We start from the raw sequence: 18,746 nt of genomic DNA on the forward strand, positions 1-18,746 counted from the left end.
AGAATCCGATGGAATTCAGCGGCTACGCTTCTCAATCATGGAACTGCGTCATCTCCAGCATTTCATCGCCGTCGCCGAGGACCAGCACTTCACCCGTGCGGCCGAGCGGCTGATGGTGTCCCAGTCGGGCCTGTCGGCGTCGATCCGCGCCCTGGAGCGGGAGTTGCAGACCCCGCTGTTCGTGCGAACCACCCGCCGGGTCACGCTCACGGAGGCCGGCCGGGCGCTGCTCGGCGAGGCGGAACGCATTCTGGCGCAGGTCCGCTCGGCACACGAGGCGGTGGCCGCGGTCCAGGGCGTCCTGCGCGGCACACTCGCGTTGGGCACCGAGCAGTGCATCGCCGGGGTGCATGTGGCGGGGCTGCTCGCCGCGTTCCGGCGTCGGCATCCCGACGTGGAGATCCGGCTGCGGCAGGCGGGTTCAGGGGCGCTCGCGGAGGAGGTCGCGGCCGGCCGCCTCGACCTGGCCTTCGCCTACCGCACCCAGGCGGACACCGACCAGCTGCGCTCGGTGTCGCTCACCAGCGAGCCGATGACCGTGCTGTGCCATCCCAGCCACCGGCTCGCGGAGACGGGTGCGGCGGTGACTCCGGACGACCTCGGCGGCGAGGTCTTCGTCGACTTCCACCCGGACTGGGCCTCGCGCCGCACCACCGACGCCGTCTTCGCCGCGGCGGGCGTACGGCGGACGGTCGCGCTGGAGGTCAACGACGTGCACAGCCTCCTCGACCTGATCGACGAGAACCTCGGCATCGCGGTGGTCCCCCAGCATTTCCGCCACAAGCGCGAACCCCTCACCGCACTCCCCCTCAAAGGAACCGGCGAGGAGGTGTACGAGACGGTGGCCCTGCTCCCGCCTCCCCAGGCCACCAGTCCGGCGGCAAGAGCGCTCATGACACTCCTCGAAACCGGGACTCCGGCCGCATGAGCGACGCCGATGCGCGAAGGTGGTCGTATGCATGCCAACGACATCCTCATTGACGCGTACGGCCGCGTCCAGGAAGAAGTCCATGCCGCTCTCGACGGCCTGACCCCGGACCAACTGCACGCACGCGTGGCCGCCGACGCCAACTCCATCGCCTGGCTGATCTGGCACCTCACCCGCGTCCAGGACGACCATGTCGCCGACGCCGCAGGCCTCGACCAGGTATGGCTCACCCAGGGCTGGGAGAAGCGCTTCGGGCTCGATCTGCCGCCCCGGGACACGGGATACGGCCACACCTCCGCGAAGGTCGGCAAGGTGCGCGTCGAGTCCGCCGGGCAACTGACCGGGTACTACGACGCCGTGCACGAGCAGACGCTGGAGTACCTGCGCGGACTGGCTCCCGAGGACTACGAACGGATCGTGGACGAGCGCTGGGATCCGCCGGTCACGTTGGGCGTACGACTGGTCAGCGTCCTGTCCGACGATCTCGAACACGTCGGACAGGCCGCGTATGTACGCGGGTTGCTTCAGAGCGCGGAGGCGTAACCCGGCAGGACGACGTCCTCGATGAGGGCCTTGCGCTCGTCGTACGGGATGAACGCGCTCTTCAGGGCGTTCACCGTGACCGTGCGCAGGTCCTCGACGTTCCAGCCCGCCTCGTCGACCAGGAGGGACATCTCGCGCGTCATCGTCGTACCGGACACCAGTCGGTTGTCGGTGTTGAGGGTGACGCGGAAGCCCAGGTCCTTCAGGGCGGTGATGGGGTGCTCGGCGATCGAACTGGCCGCGCCCGTCTGGAGGTTGGAGGTCGGGCACATCTCCAGGGCGATACGACGGTCCCGCACCCAGCCCGCCAGGCGGCCGAGCTTGCCGTCGACGATGTCCTCGGTGATGCGGACGCCGTGGCCGATGCGCTGGGCGCCGCACACCTGGAGGGCCTGGTGGATGCTGGGCAGACCGTGCGCCTCACCGGCGTGGATGGTGAACGGCACGCTCTCGCGCCGCAGGTGCTCGAAGGCGGCGAGGTGGTCGGCGGGCGGGAACCCGTCCTCGGCACCGGCGATGTCGAAGCCGACGACACCGGCGTCCCGGAAGGCCACCGCGAGATCGGCGGCCTCGCCGACCCGGTCGAACATCCGCATCCCGCACAGCAACGTCCGCACCTGGACCGGCGTCCCGGCCGCGGCGGCCTTGGCCATACCGGCCGCGAGCCCCTCCTGGACGGTCTCGACGACCTCGCTGAGCGCAAGCCCGCCGTTGGTGTTCAGCTCGGGGGCGTAACGCACCTCGCCGTAGACGACACCGTCGGCGGCCAGGTCGAGGACGTACTCCTCGGCGGTGCGCAGCAGGCCCTCGCGGTTCTGCATCACGGCGAGGGTGTGCTCGAAGGTGGCGATGTAGCGCACCAGATCACCGGAGTTGGCGGCGTCGAAGTACCAGGCGGCCAGCTCGTCCGGATCGGTGGTGGGCAGCGTGTGCCCGACCGACTCTGCCAGCTCCACCAGGGTGGCAGGGCGCAGACCACCGTCGAGGTGATCGTGCAGGACGGCTTTGGGGAGCCGGCGGAGGGTGTCGATGTCTATGCGCGTAGATGACATGTGCGGTGGTTCCTCGGTCGTCGTTCGGAAGGCGGGATGAGGGGTGCGGGGTACGGGGTGGCGCGGCGCAAGGGGTCAGGCGGCGGGCTGGAGCAGGTCCCAGCGGTTGCCGTACAGGTCCTGGAAGACGGCGACGGAACCGTACGACTCGTGGCGCGGCTCCTCCAGGAAGGTCACGCCCGCGGCGAGCATGCGGGCATGGTCGCGGGCGAAGTCGTCGGTGTGCAGGAAGAACCCGACCCGCCCGCCGGTCTGGTCACCGACCCGGGCGCCCTGGTCCTCACCCTTGGCACGGGCGAGCAGCAGACCGGTCCCGGAACCGTCCACACCGGGCGGCGTCACGACGACCCAGCGGGATCCGTCGGGGCGAGCCGCGTCCTCGACGAGACGGAAGCCGAGGGCTTCGGTGTAGAAGCGGATCGCCTCGTCGTAGTCGTCGACGACGAGGGTGACCAGGGCGATACGACTCATCGGGGGTCTCCGTGCGGGTTCCTGTTGGCGGGATTGACGTGGGATTGACGGGTGAGGTTATACGTAAAACTTCGCTCGCGCCAGTCGGATTCGGAGGGGGTTGAGGAGGGAGCGGGGCGGCGGGGCTTTCGGCGTGTCGGGGAGGTGCGGGCGACTGCGCGAATAGGCAGGTCAGCGGGGTGCTGGCGGGATAGCGCGTGGGCTTGGAAAGCTCGGCGGGCACGCGGGCGGATGCGCGGGGTCCGCGGAGGGCGGCGGACACCGGGTGGGCACGATCCGCCCGACAGGGGCGTGGGGCGGATACGCGGGGTCGACGAGGCGTGGCGGATGCCGGCCTGGGTCGGTGGCCTCGGCGCGGCTCCCGACATCGGCGACCCGAGCGGCTTCACCGTTGCTCGTAGACTCATGGCGTGGCATTCACGAGCACCCCGCACTACTGCTTCCTGTAACCGGAAGGCGTTGAGGGCGAGGCCGGACGGCATCGCTCTCCTTGGTGTGCCTGCCGCGTGAACCGCATCTCCGGCGCTGCCCGTTCCTGCTTGACGCAGCGACGGTCCGAGCGCGCGTACAGGCACGGTCTCTTCCCTTCGCCCCCTTGCCTGGAGTGCCTCGTGCCCATGTCGTTTCCCCCTGCCCTCCGCCTGTCCCTCGACCTGCTGCGCTGCCCTACGTGCCGCACCCGCGGCCTGCACCCCGCCCGCGGCGCGCTGCGCTGCCCGGCGGGCCACAGCTTCGACATCGCCCGCCACGGCTACGTTGGCCTGCTGACGGGCACCCGTGCCATCAGCGGCGACGACGCGGCCATGGCCCAGGCCCGGGAACGGTTCCTGTCGACCGACACATACGCGCCCATCCGTAAAGCCGTTGCCCGTCTGGCGACCGACTCCGCGCCTGAGCAGGCCACGGTTGTGGACGTCGGTTGCGGCACGGGCTACTACCTGGCCGGCGTACTCGACCAGGTCCCCGGCGCCCGCGGTCTGGGGCTGGACACGTCGGTGCGCGCGCTGCGCTCGGCGGCGCGCGCCCATGAACGAGCCGCCGCGGCAGCCTGGGACGTCTTTCGTCCCTTCCCGCTGGCCAGCGGAGTGGCCGAGGTCGTGTTGGATGTGTTCGCCCCGCGCAACCCGGTCGAGTTCCACCGAGTGCTGCGCCCGACCGGCCGGCTGATCGTGGTCCGGCCTACCAGGCGTCACCTCGCCGAGCTGCGCGGCCAGGTACCCGCGATGGTCACAATCGACCCGGACAAGGAGCAACGCCTGCACCGGGCCCTGGATCCCTGCTTCGAGGCCGCCGTCACCGAACAGGTCGAGTACACTGCACCATTGACCCGGCAGGAGGCCCTCGACCTGGTCGGAATGACGCCGAGCGCACGCCACTTGAGCCATACCGACCTCAACGATGCCGGCCCCTTGCCCGACCACGTCACCGTCTCCGTGCTGGCGACCGCCTACCGGCCTCGGTGACCGCAAGCAGACGCATGAGCCTGTTGATCTCTGGAGAGATCGGCCACGCGAGACGTTCCGGCCCTGCCAGGCAGCGCAGAAACTCCTTCCGCGTCCGTCATTGTTGACGATCCACACCAGCCGCCAGTACCGGTCCACCCGGGGATCGTGTGCCTCTTCGAATCGCTGGGCCATCCAGTCCCGGAATTCCGCGTCAGGGGTACGCGCGAACACCTCGGCGAAGCGGTGCACGAGGTCGTCGACGACGGGAGCGCCCACGTCGCCGAGCGGGTCGATACCCGACTCCATGGCATCGGCCACCTTCTGACGGGTGAACTCCATCAGCTCCTCACCGACCTCACTCTCGATGTCGAGCGCGCGTCCGGTGGCCTGGTACCTGGCCGTCCGGCGCATCCGGGCCCGGAAGTCCTCGTCGCCGACCAGTTCGGCGAGCTCCACCCACGCGGCGACCTGCTCACTGGACGGATCATCGGGGAGGTCGGGGGTGGCGGCGCGAACCATGGCCACCGCGGCCGGGGCGGCATCCGCTGTGCCGAAGGTGCCCTCCACGAAATCGTCGATCAACCGTCGGCGTTCCTCTTCGGACAACTGCGTGAGCCTGTACACGTGCTTGATCTCCTCGGGATCGGACCCGTATCCGGCCGCGGCTCGCAGAACGCTCCGACGCAGTTGCAGCACCCGGATCTGGACGTCCATGGCGTCGGCGTGCGCCGCGGCGACTTCCGCCACCGAGAGCTCACGGTCCAGCACCCGTTGGATCGTGGCCAGGTCCATGCCCAACTCGCGCAGTGTGCGCAGGAGTTCCAGACGAAGCAGTGCGTCGAGGTCGTAGAGCCGATAACCGGCGGGGCTTCGGGTGGTCGGCGCCACCACCCCCGAGTCGGAGTAGAACCGGATGGTCCGCACGGACAAGCCGGTCCGCCGGGCGAGTTCCCCGATCGAGTAGAGGGTCGTGGCGTCCATGTCCCCCACTCTGCTGTCTCCAGTCACTGGAGACTCAAGGCCGTTTCCAGCTGTCTCCCGACCCCGACGGCCGCCGAGGCGCCGAAGCACGCGTCACCGCTCGCCGGGCTTCACGCCTCCCCGGATTCCAGCAGGTCCCGCAGCACCCGCTCGTCGTCGGGACTGAGCTGAGCGACGAACCGGGCGAGCACCGTCTCCCGATCCCCGTCCCGGTCGAGTTCCGTATGCATACGGCGAGCGGTGAGCCCCTGCGCGTCCTGCACCGGAAAGTACGCGTACCCCCGCCCCTGCCGCCGCCGCTCCACCACACCCTTGTCGTGCAGCCGGGTCAGGATCGTCGTCACCGTCGTACGGGCCAGGCCGGTGTCGAGGCTCAGCTGTACCTCGCCGGGGGTCTGCGGGTCACCGGCGGCCCAGAGGGCGGCCATGACGGTGGCCTCCAGCTCACCCGCCGGTCGGCGTTCGTCCTTCTCGTCGGCCATGGGAACGATCCTCACCCCGTCTTCGTCTACAGTTCAGTAGACCGTCTACAGAATTGTAGTCACTCGGGTGCCGTCTCGTCACCGCGCCCGTGTGGCCGTTTCCGCCCGCCCATTATGGAAGGACCGTCGACGATGACCTCAGGGCTTCGCACACTCATCCCCCCGCGCGTGTCGACGAGCTTCCACGCGATACCGGCGCTCCGTCTCCGCCCAGGTCCTACGACGGAAGAGCGCCACGATGTGTCCCCACTCATCCGGGATCCCCGCCGGGTTTCCCTCCGTACCTCACCTGCTCGCCCTGCTCCGCCGTCACCTGGGCCGGGCCGTCGCCGTGACGTACCTCGCCGCGGCGGTGTTGCCGGGCCCCGGCCTGTGGCTCCGCCACCCGCATGCGACGGGCATCGCCGAACTGCCCCTGCGGACACCCCAGTTGCTCCTCGCCCTGGTCCTGTTCGGCGCAGGCCTCCAGGTCCCGCTGCGTGAACTGCGGCTGCTGCTACGGCGCCCCGCCGCCCTGCTCGCGGGCCTCGCGCTGCACATCCTGGTGCCGCTGCTGATCGTCCCCGGGGTGGCCCTCGCGCTGCGGCTGTCGCCGGACCACGACGGCGGCAGCGGGATGATCGCCGCGATGATCCTGGTCGTCGCCATGCCGGTGGCCGCCGGGGCGACGGTGTGGACCGCGAAGGGGGACGGCGACCAGCCCACGGCCGTCGGCCTGGTGCTCGCCTCCACCCTGGTCAGCCCGCTCACCGTCCCGCTCACTCTGGCCGTCCTGTGCCCGCTGCTCCAAGGCGACTACGCGGGCAGACTCGCCGCGGCCGCCCAGTCGGCCGGGCACGCCTTCGCCCTCACCTCGGTCGTACTGCCCTGCGCGGCGGGCATCCTGTGCCGCCTCGTCCTGCCCCCACGCGCACGGGACGGACTCATCGGCGTGGCCGTCTCCGCGGCGCTCCCGGGATCGCTGCTGCTGACGTACGTCAACGCCAGCGGAGTGCTCGGTCCCTTCCTGCGCCATCCGCGCCCGGTCCTCCTGCTGGCCGCGCTGGGCGTCGCCGCGACGGTGTGCGGGCTGTCCTTCACGCTGGGCCGGGTGGCCGCCCGGATGCTGCGCCTCGACGCCCGGGCCGGCGCCTCGGTGACGCTGGCCTGCGGGATGAACAACAGCAGCGCGAGCGCGGTGCTGATCACGACGACCCTGCCCGACCGCCCGCACATCCTGCTGCCGGTGCTGGCGTACGGGCTGCTCCAGAAGGTGGCCGCCGGACGGGTGATCCGCACAGGACAGGAAACAGACCCGGCGACGAACCCGGCACCGACCCCCGCGCAATAGCCGGACCGAGGGGCCGAAGCGCCCCCCGAACCCGGCCGTGACAGGCTGGAGATCACGTGAGGCCCCGCCCCGACGACGCCACCCCCAACCGAGCACCGCCGTACAGGAGTTGAGCCCCATGTCCTCCGAGCTGCCGAAGTCGACCGGAGCCCCGGCCCATCAGAACGTCACCTTCCCCAGCGCCGGGGGCACCGCCCACGGCTACCTCGCGCTGCCGCCGTCCGGGAGCGGACCGGGCGTGATCGTCATCCAGGAGTGGTGGGGCCTGACCGACCACATCGCCGACGTGGCCGACCGCCTCGCCCAGGAGGGCTTCGTCGCGCTCGCCCCGGACCTCTACGGCGGGAACGTGGCGCACGAGAGCGACGAGGCCCTCCGGATGATGCTGGCCCTCCCGGTCGCCCGCGGTGTCGAACTGCTCTCCGGCGCGGTCGACCACCTGCTGTCCCTGCCCGAGGTCACCTCGGACACGGTCGGCGCGGTCGGCTTCTGCATGGGCGGCGGCTTCGTCCTGTACCTCGCCGCGGCCGACCCCCGGGTCAGCGCGGCGGTGCCGTTCTACGGCGTGATCCAGGGCGAACTCCCCGACTTCTCCGGCCTGAAGGCGCAAATCCTGGGCCACTACGGCGAGTTGGACGAGAGCATCCCGGTGGCGGGCCGCGAAGCCCTGAGCAAGCACATCCAGGAGCAGTCCGGCATCACCCCGGACCTGCGCCTCTACCCGGCCAACCACGCCTTCTTCAACGACGGCCGCCCGGTCTACGACGCCGACTCCGCCACCCGCGCCTGGGCGAGCACGGTCCCGTTCCTGCACGAGCAGTTGGGCTGACGCCCGGCGCCACCCGCGCCTCGGACCAAGGGCCGACCACCCTGGCCCGAGGCGCCGAGCCGCCGTCGCCGACGGCGTTCCGCATATGAAGATCACCGAGCCATCCCGCACCCCAGGGGTACATAGGCTTCTCCGGCCCAACCAGCAGCACAGGTCGGCGACTTGGCTGCCGATGGACTCCCAACGGCAGCGAGCACCCCTGCGCGATACGCTCCTTCGCCCTCAACCGAGTCTTGTTCGACTAGAGGCAATGAGACCCCTGGTACTACGCGACCGAGTGAGATCGACCGGCAGCCAAGGGGCCGGCCCACGGATCGTCAGCGGCGGCGCGCGGTCAGCAACCAGGCGAGATCTATCACCGCGATCGCTCCCCAGATCCAGCCGACGACGTTGTTGTCGGCCGGCGCCAGCGCCGTGGCAAGCGCACCTAGTCCAACAGTGCCCAGCACCAGCCTGATGCTGCGCCTCAATGCCAGCGCCGCGCGCAGTGGCCCCGGTTCGGCCAGCCTGTCGGCCAGGTAGGCATCGAACGCCTCAGCGACCTGATCGTCGATCTCGTCCCGTATGTGGGCATCCAGCGATTCAGCCATGGACGCCGCCCCGGAAGCCCCCTGGCATCAGAGCCAACACCGTGGTCGGCAGCAGCCTCTCGACCTGGTTGTTTCGCATCTCAACCCCCGAGTTCCCAACGCCCGCTGGCGCCCTCTCGAATCCAACCTAGCGATTGCAGAGATATTCTGCAAACAATCTCTGCGATTACTGCAGAAGATCTCTGCAGTACGCTGGCCGACATGGTCGAGCGCCCCGAGAAGCCCGAGAAGAGAGTGCTCACCGGACCGGACCTCAAGGCCTTCTACAAGGCACTGTCCAACCCGGTGCGCCGCGACATCCTGAGCTACCTCGGAGAGCACGGCGAAGCGAACTCCACCAGCGTGGCCAAGGCCCTCGGCGAAAGCACCGGCACCACCAGCTACCACCTCCGTAAACTCGCCGATCTCAAACTGATCGCCGAGATCGAAGAGCGGTCCACCGGCCGTGAACGCTGGTGGAAGTCGCTCATGACGGACATCTTCACGCCGCCGGGCCTGGAGTTGACGGCGGACGAACGCGAGGCAGCAGTAAAGATCGGCACCCTGAAGATGGCCCATGACCTGAACCTGGTCGTGAGCGCATACTCCGGATACGACGCCTCCGCAGGCTGGAACCAGATCTACCGCGCCGGATTGCGGATGACGAAGGAGCAGGTGGCCTCGTTCGCCGAGGAGTATCAGGCGCTTCTCCGCAAGTACCTCACGGAGCCCGGCGACCACCACCCCGACTCACGGCGCATGGCTGTACGCCTCGTCGTCGTACCCGACGAGGGCCCCCGGCCGACGCTGCCGGACGACGACTAGCACCGCGGGCGAACTCTTCGACTTCTCCGGCCTGAAGGCAGAGATCCTCGGCCATTGCGGCGACCTGAACGTAGGCTGACGTCGACACCCTCGGGCCAAGGTCCTACGCCCCTGGCCCGAGGTGCCGCGCAGGCGCCGCCGGTAGCGTCCCGGGCATGAAGATCACCGTGCCGCCCCGCGGCCCTGAAGAGCGCAAGCGTGACGTACTGGCCCGGCTGGAGCGGGAGTTGGACATCTGGGTGGCCTCGGCGGACGCCGACGGGCTGCCCTGTCTGGTGCCGTTGTGGTTCCTCTGGGACGGGCGGTCCGTGTGGCTGTCCACCCGGGCCACGAACCCCACGGGCCGCAATCTCAGCGCCGGGCGGCGGACCCGGCTCGCCCTCGCGGACACCCGGGACGTCGTGCTCATCGACGGCGAGGCGACGGCCTTCACCGTCCAGGACGTCCCGGCCGACGCGGTCGAGGCCTTCCACGCGAAGTACGGCTGGGATCCCCGCGAGGACCGCGCGCCCTACTCCTTCTTCCGGGTACGGCCGCTCGCCGTCCAGGCGTGGCACGAGGTGCGCGAGCTGCCCCAGCGCCATCTGATGCGGGACGGCGCCTGGGTGGCTTGAGCCCCACCCTCGCTCAACCGGCCTTCCGGTGCAGCTCGTTGAGGCGGACCAGTTCGTCCTCCGTGAGCCGGATCGCGCCCGTGGCCACGTTCTCGGTGAGGTGGTCGGGGTTGCCCGTGCCGGGGATCCCGAGGACGTGCGGACCCTGGGCGAGGGACCAGGCGAGGCGGATCTGGGCGGGGCTGGCGTCGTGGGCGTTCGCGATCGCCAGAACCTCGTCGCCGTGGGCGGCGGTGGCGCCCTGTGGCCCGGCGTCGCCCGCGATGGCGAAGAACGGGACGAAGGCGATGCCCTGTTCCCCGCAGATCCGCAGCATGTCGTCGGTCGCGGGGCTGGACGAGTCGAGCCCGAACCGGTTCTGCACGCTCACCACCGGTGCGATCTCCTGCGCCTCGGCCAGGTGCCGGGGCTCGACGTCGGAGATCGCGAGGTGCCGGACCAGGCCCTCCTCGCGGAGTTCGGCGAGGGCACCGAAGTACTCGGCGATCGAGTCCTGCCCCATCCGGCGGAGGTAGACCACGTCGAGGTGGTCACGCCCCAACTGCCGCAGGTTCTCCTCGACATGGCCGCGCAGATCGTCGGGGCGGGCCGAAGTGCTCCACTCCCCCGCGTAGTTCCGGAAGGGGCCGACCTTGGTGGCGATCACGAGGTCGTCCGCGTAGGGGGCGAGTGCGGAATTGATGAGTTCGTTGGCCGACCGCAGGGACGAGAAGTAGAAGGCGGCCGTGTCGATGTGGTTCACACCCAGCTCGATCGCCCTGCGCAGCACGGCGATCGACCGGTCGCGCTCGCTCGGTGCCCCGAGGTTGAAGGCTGCGCTGCCCGTCAGCCGCATCGCGCCGAAACCGATGCGGTTGACGGTCAGGTCGCCGAGTGTCCAGGTGCCCGCGGCGGCCGCGGTGATCTTCTCCGATGTCATCAGCGGAGTTTCGCACACACGTGCCGCGCGGCCGCCCGCACTTTACGGATACGTGTAGCTGTTCAGGGAGCTGACGGCGGAGGCCGGGTCACCGAGGTCATAGCGGTCCACGGCAAGGAAGTTGGGCTTCTTGCGGGCGGCCGGCTGGCAGAACCGCTGGGCCCGGTCGAGGGCCTTGGTGTTGTCGGTCTGCGCCGTCCCGGCGATGGTCGCGTCACGGAAGTGGTTCATGACGAACAGCGGGCGGAACCCCGAATACGTCTGCGTCAGCGGGACGTTGAGGTCGCTGCCGTACCAACGGCTGTAGCAGGACCAGTCGGAGGAGCTCGCGCCGGAGCCCATGGACCAGTAGTTCTCGACGGTCCAGTCGCGCTGGTACATCACGCCGAAGCTGTCCCGGGTCAGCCCGGCGGACTCGTCGGAGGCGCGGCTGTGGTCGGTGAAGATCAGCAGGCGGTGGTTGGCGGCGATCAGGTCGGCCATCTTCGGCCAGCCGTTCTGCCGCACACCCGTCTGATCGGGGCGGTACAGCACGTCGTACAGGCCGTTGACGCGGGCGAGTTCGCTGCGCAGGACGCCCGGGTCGACGTAGTCCTCCAGGAAGACGGTGACGAACTGGTCGGGGTGCGTCTTGAGGAAGTCGACCATGCGCTGGAGGTCGACGTTCAGGGCGACCGGGCTGCTGACCAGGGTGCAGCTGTCGTGGCAGAGGATCGCGCCGTCGGAGGTCTGGTGGATGTCCAGCATGAACCCCCGTACGCCGTCGGAGAGTTGCTGGTTGATGCCGCGTGACTGGTTCGGGAAGAAGTTCACGAAGGGTGGGGCGAAACCGCCGTCGACGCCGTTGGCGTAGGCGTTGTGCGCGGTGAGGAACGTGACCTGGTCCAGGGTGCGTTGGTCCTGGGCGGGCATCGGGCTGGTGGGTGAGGTGATCGGGGTCAGGTACCAGGAGGCGAGGCCGCCGGAGGAGCTGATGGCCAGCTGGGCCGGGTAGTTGGCGCCGGAGGGCTTGGCGGCCACGGTCAAGTAGCTTGCCGTGCCGGGGACTTGGAGCGTGTACTGGTCGCCGCCGGTCGGGGTGATCTGCCAGGCCGCGTCGGCGCTCGTGCAGGCGACGGTCTTCGCCTGACTGCCCGAGCGGCCCAGACAGCTGCCGGCCGTGTCGGTGCTCTCCAGGACGTACGACGATCCGCTCGCCCGGAGGCTCCACTGCTGGTGGTCCTCGTTGCCCTTGGGGTTGTGCTGCTCCACCGCTCCCCCCTTGTCGGCCGCGTTGAGCCCGGTCGTGGCGCTCTGGACGTAGTAGGTGCCCGGAGCGGGGACCGCGTCGGCGGCTCCGGCCGGTGGAGCGACGATCGCCGCCGACAGCGCGGCGGCGACGGCCAGCAGGGCGTGGGGGGTTCGCATGGGTGCCCTTCGGTTCGAGTGTGGTCAGGCTCATGACACCGGAAGGTGATCGGGCCACACCCAAGCGCCTCTGGTCTGAACCAGTCAAGAGGGGCGACCGGTCGACGGAGTGAACGGCGAAGGGCGAGACGCGGTCAGCGTGATTCCCTCAACTCCCGCCAGGCCAGGTAGTGGTCGAGGAGGGTCTCCTCCAACGGCCGGTAGTCGATGCCGAGTTCCTTCACGCCGCGCCGGTTGTCGACGGCGAACCTGATCCCGAGGTGCTTGCGGATGTAGTCCTGGGTGAGCCCGAACGCCGGGCCCAGGACCCGCACCGGCCAGTGCGGGAGGCCGTGTCGGGGCAGCCGGTGGTCGCGCGGGAAGCGTTGCCGCAGGGCGCGGGACATGTCGAGGAAGGACGCCATCCGGGACGCGGCGACGATGTAACGGCCGTGCGCGTCGGGATTTTCCGCCGCCGCGATGTGCGCGCCCGCGACGTCCCGCACATCGGCGACGGTGAAGCTGAAGTCGGGTGCCCCGTAGAAGAAGTAGCCCTTGAACAGCTCGTCGAGGAGGAACAGGCTGCCGGAGTCGGAGGCCGGGGTCAGTGAAGGGCCAAGGATCAGACCGGGGTTGACGGAGACCATGCGCCAACGGGTCTGGGTCTGTTCCGCGTCCCAGGCGGCGCGTTCGGCGACCGTCTTGGCGTAGTGGTAGGGGTTGTTCTCGACCGTGCTGGTGGTGTTGAAGTAGTCCTCGGAGAGGATTCCGTCCTTCATCGCCAGTACGTCGACGTAGTCGCCGAAGATCGCGCCGACCGTCGAGGTGAACACCAACTTCTCGACGGTGGGCGTGCGTTCGATGCCGGCGAGGACGTTCCGGGTGCCGGTGAGCGCGGGGTCGACGACGTCCTTCTGGCCGTCCTTGATCTTCTCCGGCATCAGGAACGGCGAGGCCACATGGAACACGACCCGGCAGCCGTCCATCGCCGCGCCGAAGGAACCGTCCGCGAGCAGATCGGCCTCGAACAGCTCCAGCGCGCCCGGGAATTGGGCCCCCATGGCCCGCAGCGGCGCGACCTTCGCCTCGTTGCCGAGGGAGCGCACGGTGGTGTGCACCCGGTAGCCGCGCTCCAGCAACTGCCGGACCAGATGGCTGCCGACGAATCCGCTCCCGCCGGTCACCAACACCGTCTCGCCGCCGACACTCATCCCTGGCTCCGATCACCGTGGCATCCAGCGCGCACGCTACAACGGTGATCGGTCCCGGGTCAGCGCTTCGGTCCCTAAGACTCTCAACTCCCGGCCCCTGTATAGGCGGCCGTGGTCCGGTCGGCCGCCTCGCGGGCCGCCGACTCGTCCTCGCCGCTCGCCACGTTCGCCGCGAACCACGCCTCGCTGCTCGCCGTGACGAAGCGGCGGCCCTCCTCGGACGCCAGCCAGGCCATCGCGTCCTCGGGCTTCACGGGAGTGGTGCCCGACAGGTTGCCGTCGAGCCCCAGCAGGATCGAGTCCCAGCCGACGCCCACCGCGCCGGGTCCGAACTCGGCCCACTTCGTGTCGTCGACGTGGGCGATGTGCTCCAACTCGAAGCACGTTCCGTCGCCCTCGGGCGTCAACCGCAGCTCGATCCAGCTGACTTCGCCGCCGAACTCCCAGGTAGCGAAGAAGCTGATGGGCGGATCGCAGCGCTCGACGGTGCCGCCCGCGTTGCCCTGGAGCTGGTACTTCCCGCCCAGCCGCAGTTCGCCGGTGACCGGCAGGAACCAGCGCGGGATGCGCTCGGGGTTGGTGCAGGCGTCCCAGACGTCCTCGACCGGTGAGTCGTAGGACTGGCCGATGGTGATCACGCGGGCCTCGCCGGCCTTGAAGTCGCGTCGGCCGACCTTGCGGCTCACGGAGTTGATCTGGTGGGTGACGTCGATCATGGGGTGCTCCTCGACTCGTCGGGGCTGTCGTCGTCGGCCTCGCGGAGCCGGCGCTCGCGCTTGCCCCGGGCCAACTCGGTGGCCAGGGCGTCCAGATGAGGGGTCCAGTAGCGGCGGAACCGGTCGAGCCAGGCGTCGATGTCCCGCAGCGGCTCGGAGTTGACCGCGTAGAGGCGCCGGGTGCCGTCCGGCCGTACCGTCGCGAAACCGTTCTCCCGCAGCACCTTCAGATGCTGGGAGACCGCGGGCTGCGTTATCCCGAACTCGCGCCGGACGGCGTCACTGACCGTGCCGGCGGGCTGCTCGCCCTCGGCGAGCAGCTCCAGGATGCGGCGGCGCACGGGGTCTCCGAGCACATCGAAAGCGTGCATGTGCCCAAAAGTATCACCGGTCGCTTATATAAGCGACCGGTGATAGAGGAGCTGACCGTCAGACCAGCGGCTTCTCCAGCAGGGCCTTGCGGTGGCTGAACGTCTCGATGGAGTAGCGGCCGTGGTAGTTGCCCATGCCGCTCTCGCCCACACCGCCGAAGGGCAGGTCGGAGACGGTGAGGTGAGCGAGCGGGAGGCCGTAGCCGATGGCACCGGAGGAGGTCTCGGCGGCGATCCGGGCGCGGGTGTCGTCGGAGTCGGTGAAGACGTACAGGGCGAGCGGCTTGTCGCGGTCGGTGATGAACGCGATCGCCGCGTCGAGGTCGGGGACGGTGACGATCGGCAGGATCGGGCCGAAGATCTCCTCCGCCATGACGGGCGCCTTCGGGTCCACGTCGGCGAGGACGGTCGGCGCGATGTACTTGTCGCTGCGGTCGCTGCGTCCGCCGACCACCACACGGCCGGAGTCGAGCAGTCCGGCGAGCCGGTCGAAGTGCCGCTCGTTCACGATCCGGCCGTACTCGCCGGAGGTCTGCGGGTCGGCGCCGTAGACCTTCTCGACCGCGCTCACGAGGAGGGGTTCGAGCGCGGCGGCGGTCTCCGGGTCGGTCAGGACGTAGTCGGGGGCGACGCAGGTCTGGCCGGCGTTGAGGAACTTGCCGCGCGCCAACCGGTCGGCGACGACGGCGAGATCGGCGTCGCGGTCGACGAACGCCGGTGATTTGCCGCCGAGTTCGAGGGCGACCGGGGTCAAGTGCTCGGCGGCGGCGCGCAGGACGATGCGGCCGACGGCGCCGTTGCCGGTGTAGAAGATGTGGTCGAAGCGCTCGGCGAGCAGGGCCGTGGTTTCCGGGATGCCGCCCTCGACGACGGCGACCGCGTCGGTGTCGAGGTAGGCGGGCAGCAGCCGGGCGATGGCGGCGGACGTGACCGGTGCCATCTCGCTGGGCTTGAGGACCACCGCGTCACCGGAGGCGAGCGCGCCGATGACCGGGGTCAGCAGGAGCTGGAGCGGGTAATTCCAGGGGGCGATCACGAGGACGACGCCCAGCGGGTCGTACTGCGTCCACGCGGTCGCGTCCGTGCCGAGGTGGGCCGGTACGGGGGCGGACTCGGGGCGCAGCCAGTCCTCAAGGTGGTCGAGGGTGTGGTCGATCTCGCGGATCGTGAAGCCGATCTCGGTGCGCTGGGACTCGGCGGCGCTCTTGCCTAGGTCGGCGTGGAGGGCGGCGGCGAGGTCGTCGCCGTGCTCCGTGAGCAGGTCGCGCAGGCGGCGCAGCTGGGCGGTGCGCCACTCGACGGGCTTGGTGCGGCCGGTGCGGAAGGTGGCGCGCAGCCGGGCGACGATATCGGCGGGCTGCTCGGGGCTGGACTGGTTCACGGTGCCTCGCTGCTGGTGCGTGGGGGTTCTCTGCGGTCAGGTGTAATTGCCAACCATTCTTGCACCGGGAAAAATTCCGGTGCAGCCATGGTCACCCTCCGCCTCGCAGCTGTCACATGCGGACGAGTTCCCGACGCCGGCGTTCCAGGTAGCCGCGCTCCGCCGCGCTCCCGGTGCGGGCGATGGCCGCCTCGTAGGCGCGGACCGCCTCGGTGCCGCGGCCCAGGCGGCGCAGCAGATCGGCGCGCACGGCGTGCAGCACGTGGTACTCGCCGAGGTCCAGCGCGTCCACGAGGTCGAGGGCCTTGCGCGGACCGTCGACCTCGGCGACGGCGACGGCCCGGTTCAGGGCGACGACCGGGCTCGGGGCGACGGCCATCAGCTGGTCGTAGAGCTGGAGGATCTGCCCCCAGTCCGTCGCGTCGGCGGTCGGTGCGTCACTGTGTACGGCGTTGATCGCGGCCTGGATCTGGTGCGGCCCGGGGTTGTTGAGCCGCAGGCACCGCCGGACGAGTGACTGGCCGTCGGCGATCAGCTCGCCGTCCCAGCGCTCGCGGTCCTGCTCGGGCAGCGGCACCAGCGCACCGTCCGGGCCCTCCCGTGCGGCCCGGCGCGATTCGATGAGCAGCATCAGCGCGAGCAGGCCCATCACCTCGGGCTCGTCCGGCATCAGCTCGGAGAGGAGGCAGCCGAGGCGCAGGGCTTCGGCGCACAGCTCGGGCGAGTCCGTGTAGCCCTCGTTGAAGATCAGGTAGACGACGGCCAGGACGCCCTTGAGCCGGTCGGGAAGGTCGGCGTCGCGGGGCACCCGGTACGGAATCTTCGCGTCGCGGATCTTGGCCTTGGCGCGGACGAGGCGTTGGGCCATCGTCGGTTCCGGCACCAGGAAGGCGCTGGCGATTCGCGCGGTGGTGAGCCCGCCGAGCAGCCGCAGGGTGAGCGCGACCTGGGCCTGGGTGGCGAGCGCGGGGTGGCAGCAGGTGAAGATCAGTCGGAGCCGGTCGTCGCGCACGGGTCCCTCCTCGGCGGGCGCGTCGGACGCGTACAGCAGGGCGGCCTCGCCGTGCCGGGCCTCCCGCGACGACTCGCGGCGCAGCCGGTCGATCGCGCGGTTGCGGGCGGTCGTGATGATCCACCCGGCCGGGCTCGGCGGCACACCGGTCTCCGGCCACTTCTGTACGGCCGTGGTGAACGCGTCCTGGACCGCTTCCTCGGCGAGGTCGATGTCGCCGAGAAAGCGGACCAGGACCGAGACCGCCCGCCCGTACTCGGCACGGAAGACGGCCTCGATGTCGGTGTCGAACGGCATCAGTCCTCGGCCGTGTTCATGAAGGGGCGCACCTCGACGGGCAGCGTGGTGGCCCAGGTCGCCCGCTTCCCCCACTCCAGGGCCGCGTCCAGGTCGGCCGCCTTGATCAGGCAGAGCCCGCCCAGATACTCCTTGCCCTCGGCGTACGGCCCGTCGGTGATGAGCACGTCGCCGTCCTTGGGGCGCAGCACGGTGGCCGTCTCCGGCCCGTGCAGTCCCCCGGCGAAGACCCAGGAACCGGCGGCCTGGAGTTCGTCGTGGAAGACCTCCAGATTGCGGACGATCTCCGCCATCGCCTCGGGCGAGGGCATCTGTCCGTCGGTCGGGGTGATCACGCTGAGCAGGTAGTGCGGCATGACGTCCTCCATGGCGTAGGGGGATTCTCCAACCCTCTGGGGGTTCTCTCACCTCCTACACGAACGCCATGGCGCCGGATCGACACCTCGCCTCAGGTTGAGTCTTGACCCTCGCTCGCCCGATCTCGCCGTGTTTCCGCTTCGTGAGCCGCGAGTGCTTCGCGGTCCCCGAAGAAGGCAGGGCCCCAGTCCGCCGGAAGGTGCTGGACCACCAGGGCAATGGCCTCGTCCGCTGTGGCTGCCGGGCCCACAACCTGGTTCCGGAGAGGACCGGCGACCAAGTAGGGGCCGCCGATGGCGGGATGAACGTAGGGAACGTCCCAGGTCCACGGAGATTCCGTGCAGCGGCTGAAGTGCAGCTCTCCCATACTGATCCAGGGAAACCAGCTCCGCAGGCGGGGTTCCCCGTAGGCCGCTTCCAGCAACTCGACCTGCTCACCTCCATCGTCACGGACTGCCTGCCAGCGTGCTTCTACAACCGCTTCGGCTGCCGCATACCCGTCCATGCCCCCATCCTGCCCGAGCCTGTTCAGGACACCGGCAGGATTTTCTCCGCGGGGTCGTCCGTGACGCCGTCCCCGGTCCCCTCCGCAGGATCCTGGTCGAGCGCCGCCGTGAGCCGGGCGAGCAGTCGTACGAGGTCCCCCTGATCGTCGATCGCGTCGAGCAGCCGGGTCTGGTCGGCCAGCAGGCGATGAGCCGCGCGCTGGTGGAGGGCACGGCCGCGGGCGGTGAGGTGGAGGAGGACGCGGCGGCGGTCGGCCCGGTCGGGGCGGCGGTAGACCAGGTTGTCGGCGACCATCCGGTCGACCAGTTTGGTGAGGCTCGGTGCCGGCATCAGGACCTGGTCGGCGATCTCGGTCATCGGGTGGCCCTTGCCGTCGGCGATGACCGACAGGACACGCCACTGCTCGACCGAGCAGTTCTCCTCGGCCAGGACGGCGGTCATGCGCAGGCCCAGCCGTCGCTCGGCGTGACTCAGCAGGTGGGCGAGGGCCGGCGACGGTACGGACGACATTGCCGCTGTC

The 18,746-nt window shown here is 69.9% G+C and carries 20 protein-coding genes and 2 pseudogenes; 7 read left to right on the top strand and 15 right to left on the bottom strand.

Annotated features, from left to right (window positions below):
• Positions 1-37 precede the first annotated feature (37 nt).
• Positions 38-928 carry a LysR family transcriptional regulator gene (locus tag SPR02S_RS11630; RefSeq protein WP_019057134.1) on the top strand — a complete coding sequence of 297 codons (891 nt, stop codon included), beginning with the start codon at positions 38-40 and terminating at the stop codon, positions 926-928.
• 27 nt (positions 929-955) lie between these two features.
• Positions 956-1,471 (top strand): mycothiol transferase, encoded by a 516-nt coding sequence (locus SPR02S_RS11635; RefSeq protein ID WP_019057135.1) that lies wholly within the window; start codon positions 956-958, stop codon positions 1,469-1,471.
• On the opposite strand, the gene SPR02S_RS11640 is transcribed toward SPR02S_RS11635, so the two are convergent.
• Complete coding sequence (locus SPR02S_RS11640) at positions 1,453-2,523, bottom strand: adenosine deaminase (protein WP_019057136.1); 1,071 nt, start codon at positions 2,521-2,523, stop codon at positions 1,453-1,455. The genes SPR02S_RS11635 and SPR02S_RS11640 overlap by 19 nt on opposite strands.
• Positions 2,524-2,598: 75 nt before the next feature.
• The gene (locus tag SPR02S_RS11645; protein WP_019057137.1) at positions 2,599-2,994 is read right to left on the bottom strand and encodes a VOC family protein; all 396 of its coding nucleotides are present in this window, start codon (positions 2,992-2,994) and stop codon (positions 2,599-2,601) included.
• 611 nt (positions 2,995-3,605) lie between these two features.
• Here SPR02S_RS11645 and SPR02S_RS11650 point away from each other — a divergent pair.
• Positions 3,606-4,457, top strand: a complete 852-nt coding sequence (locus SPR02S_RS11650) for a putative RNA methyltransferase (protein WP_026150436.1) — start codon at positions 3,606-3,608, stop codon at positions 4,455-4,457.
• A gap of 798 nt (positions 4,458-5,255) precedes the next feature.
• Here the strand turns inward: SPR02S_RS11650 and SPR02S_RS64800 are convergent.
• Positions 5,256-5,420, bottom strand: a pseudogene (locus SPR02S_RS64800) (MerR family DNA-binding transcriptional regulator); the annotation flags it as partial.
• A 110-nt stretch (positions 5,421-5,530) separates the two neighbouring features.
• On the bottom strand, positions 5,531-5,902 hold the full coding sequence (locus SPR02S_RS11660) for a BlaI/MecI/CopY family transcriptional regulator (protein ID WP_019057139.1): 372 nt from the start codon (positions 5,900-5,902) through the stop codon (positions 5,531-5,533).
• Between the two features lie 238 nt (positions 5,903-6,140).
• Here SPR02S_RS11660 and SPR02S_RS11665 point away from each other — a divergent pair, with 238 nt between their 5' ends.
• Both SPR02S_RS11665 and SPR02S_RS11670 read left to right on the top strand, forming a co-directional pair.
• Positions 6,141-7,232, top strand: a complete 1,092-nt coding sequence (locus SPR02S_RS11665) for a bile acid:sodium symporter family protein (RefSeq protein ID WP_019057140.1) — start codon at positions 6,141-6,143, stop codon at positions 7,230-7,232.
• A gap of 118 nt (positions 7,233-7,350) precedes the next feature.
• Positions 7,351-8,061, top strand: coding sequence for a dienelactone hydrolase family protein (locus SPR02S_RS11670; RefSeq protein ID WP_019057141.1), 711 nt, complete (start codon positions 7,351-7,353; stop codon positions 8,059-8,061).
• Positions 8,062-8,378: 317 nt separating this feature from the next.
• Here SPR02S_RS11670 and SPR02S_RS11675 read toward each other — a convergent pair whose 3' ends face one another.
• A complete protein-coding gene (locus tag SPR02S_RS11675; RefSeq protein WP_019057142.1) occupies positions 8,379-8,651 on the bottom strand; it encodes a hypothetical protein in 273 nt (90 codons plus the stop codon).
• 201 nt (positions 8,652-8,852) lie between these two features.
• Between SPR02S_RS11675 and SPR02S_RS11680 the strand changes: the two genes are divergently transcribed.
• Together SPR02S_RS11680 and SPR02S_RS11685 are read left to right on the top strand one after the other, a co-directional pair.
• Positions 8,853-9,455, top strand: coding sequence for an ArsR/SmtB family transcription factor (locus SPR02S_RS11680; protein ID WP_019057143.1), 603 nt, complete (start codon positions 8,853-8,855; stop codon positions 9,453-9,455).
• 155 nt (positions 9,456-9,610) lie between these two features.
• Positions 9,611-10,069, top strand: a complete 459-nt coding sequence (locus SPR02S_RS11685; RefSeq protein WP_019057144.1) for a pyridoxamine 5'-phosphate oxidase family protein — start codon at positions 9,611-9,613, stop codon at positions 10,067-10,069.
• A 13-nt stretch (positions 10,070-10,082) separates the two neighbouring features.
• On the opposite strand, the gene SPR02S_RS11690 is transcribed toward SPR02S_RS11685, so the two are convergent.
• From SPR02S_RS11690 to SPR02S_RS11735, 10 genes and pseudogenes are all read right to left on the bottom strand, one after another.
• Positions 10,083-10,988, bottom strand: a complete 906-nt coding sequence (locus tag SPR02S_RS11690) for an aldo/keto reductase (RefSeq protein WP_019057145.1) — start codon at positions 10,986-10,988, stop codon at positions 10,083-10,085.
• A gap of 42 nt (positions 10,989-11,030) precedes the next feature.
• Positions 11,031-12,395 (bottom strand): phosphoinositide-specific phospholipase C-related protein, encoded by a 1,365-nt coding sequence (locus tag SPR02S_RS11695; RefSeq protein WP_019057146.1) that lies wholly within the window; start codon positions 12,393-12,395, stop codon positions 11,031-11,033.
• Positions 12,396-12,529: 134 nt separating this feature from the next.
• Complete coding sequence (locus SPR02S_RS11700) at positions 12,530-13,585, bottom strand: NAD-dependent epimerase/dehydratase family protein (protein ID WP_019057147.1); 1,056 nt, start codon at positions 13,583-13,585, stop codon at positions 12,530-12,532.
• A gap of 83 nt (positions 13,586-13,668) precedes the next feature.
• Entirely contained in the window at positions 13,669-14,301 is a 633-nt protein-coding gene (locus SPR02S_RS11705; RefSeq protein WP_019057148.1) for an SRPBCC family protein, read from the bottom strand.
• Entirely contained in the window at positions 14,298-14,672 is a 375-nt protein-coding gene (locus SPR02S_RS11710; protein WP_019057149.1) for an ArsR/SmtB family transcription factor, read from the bottom strand. The genes SPR02S_RS11705 and SPR02S_RS11710 overlap by 4 nt, the downstream gene beginning before the upstream one ends.
• Before the next feature lie 58 nt (positions 14,673-14,730).
• Positions 14,731-16,062, bottom strand: a pseudogene (locus tag SPR02S_RS11715) (aldehyde dehydrogenase family protein); the annotation flags it as partial.
• A 103-nt stretch (positions 16,063-16,165) separates the two neighbouring features.
• Entirely contained in the window at positions 16,166-17,362 is a 1,197-nt protein-coding gene (locus SPR02S_RS11720; RefSeq protein WP_019057151.1) for an RNA polymerase sigma factor, read from the bottom strand.
• On the bottom strand, positions 17,362-17,718 hold the full coding sequence (locus tag SPR02S_RS11725) for a YciI family protein (protein ID WP_026150438.1): 357 nt from the start codon (positions 17,716-17,718) through the stop codon (positions 17,362-17,364). The genes SPR02S_RS11720 and SPR02S_RS11725 overlap by 1 nt, the downstream gene beginning before the upstream one ends.
• 92 nt (positions 17,719-17,810) lie before the next feature.
• Positions 17,811-18,224: a DUF6193 family natural product biosynthesis protein gene (locus tag SPR02S_RS64805; RefSeq protein WP_019057153.1), complete on the bottom strand. Its 414-nt coding sequence runs from the start codon at positions 18,222-18,224 to the stop codon at positions 17,811-17,813.
• A gap of 23 nt (positions 18,225-18,247) precedes the next feature.
• Positions 18,248-18,736: a MarR family winged helix-turn-helix transcriptional regulator gene (locus SPR02S_RS11735; protein WP_019057154.1), complete on the bottom strand. Its 489-nt coding sequence runs from the start codon at positions 18,734-18,736 to the stop codon at positions 18,248-18,250.
• Positions 18,737-18,746 lie beyond the last annotated feature (10 nt).

This window comes from Streptomyces prunicolor NBRC 13075 (assembly GCF_000367365.1).
Lineage (GTDB): Bacteria > Actinomycetota > Actinomycetes > Streptomycetales > Streptomycetaceae > Streptomyces > Streptomyces prunicolor.

Excerpts from the sequence above, each read along its gene's own strand:
- SPR02S_RS11630 (WP_019057134.1), top strand. The coding sequence starts at position 38 with ATGGAACTGCGTCATCTCCAGCATTTCATCGCCGTCGCCGAGGACCAG.
- SPR02S_RS11635 (WP_019057135.1), top strand. The coding sequence starts at position 956 with ATGCATGCCAACGACATCCTCATTGACGCGTACGGCCGCGTCCAGGAA.
- SPR02S_RS11640 (WP_019057136.1), bottom strand. The coding sequence starts at position 2,523 with ATGTCATCTACGCGCATAGACATCGACACCCTCCGCCGGCTCCCCAAA.
- SPR02S_RS11645 (WP_019057137.1), bottom strand. The coding sequence starts at position 2,994 with ATGAGTCGTATCGCCCTGGTCACCCTCGTCGTCGACGACTACGACGAG.
- SPR02S_RS11660 (WP_019057139.1), bottom strand. The coding sequence starts at position 5,902 with ATGGCCGACGAGAAGGACGAACGCCGACCGGCGGGTGAGCTGGAGGCC.
- SPR02S_RS11665 (WP_019057140.1), top strand. The coding sequence starts at position 6,141 with ATGTGTCCCCACTCATCCGGGATCCCCGCCGGGTTTCCCTCCGTACCT.
- SPR02S_RS11670 (WP_019057141.1), top strand. The coding sequence starts at position 7,351 with ATGTCCTCCGAGCTGCCGAAGTCGACCGGAGCCCCGGCCCATCAGAAC.
- SPR02S_RS11675 (WP_019057142.1), bottom strand. The coding sequence starts at position 8,651 with ATGGCTGAATCGCTGGATGCCCACATACGGGACGAGATCGACGATCAG.
- SPR02S_RS11680 (WP_019057143.1), top strand. The coding sequence starts at position 8,853 with ATGGTCGAGCGCCCCGAGAAGCCCGAGAAGAGAGTGCTCACCGGACCG.
- SPR02S_RS11685 (WP_019057144.1), top strand. The coding sequence starts at position 9,611 with ATGAAGATCACCGTGCCGCCCCGCGGCCCTGAAGAGCGCAAGCGTGAC.
- SPR02S_RS11690 (WP_019057145.1), bottom strand. The coding sequence starts at position 10,988 with ATGACATCGGAGAAGATCACCGCGGCCGCCGCGGGCACCTGGACACTC.
- SPR02S_RS11695 (WP_019057146.1), bottom strand. The coding sequence starts at position 12,395 with ATGCGAACCCCCCACGCCCTGCTGGCCGTCGCCGCCGCGCTGTCGGCG.
- SPR02S_RS11700 (WP_019057147.1), bottom strand. The coding sequence starts at position 13,585 with ATGAGTGTCGGCGGCGAGACGGTGTTGGTGACCGGCGGGAGCGGATTC.
- SPR02S_RS11705 (WP_019057148.1), bottom strand. The coding sequence starts at position 14,301 with ATGATCGACGTCACCCACCAGATCAACTCCGTGAGCCGCAAGGTCGGC.
- SPR02S_RS11710 (WP_019057149.1), bottom strand. The coding sequence starts at position 14,672 with ATGCACGCTTTCGATGTGCTCGGAGACCCCGTGCGCCGCCGCATCCTG.
- SPR02S_RS11720 (WP_019057151.1), bottom strand. The coding sequence starts at position 17,362 with ATGCCGTTCGACACCGACATCGAGGCCGTCTTCCGTGCCGAGTACGGG.
- SPR02S_RS11725 (WP_026150438.1), bottom strand. The coding sequence starts at position 17,718 with ATGCCGCACTACCTGCTCAGCGTGATCACCCCGACCGACGGACAGATG.
- SPR02S_RS64805 (WP_019057153.1), bottom strand. The coding sequence starts at position 18,224 with ATGGACGGGTATGCGGCAGCCGAAGCGGTTGTAGAAGCACGCTGGCAG.
- SPR02S_RS11735 (WP_019057154.1), bottom strand. The coding sequence starts at position 18,736 with ATGTCGTCCGTACCGTCGCCGGCCCTCGCCCACCTGCTGAGTCACGCC.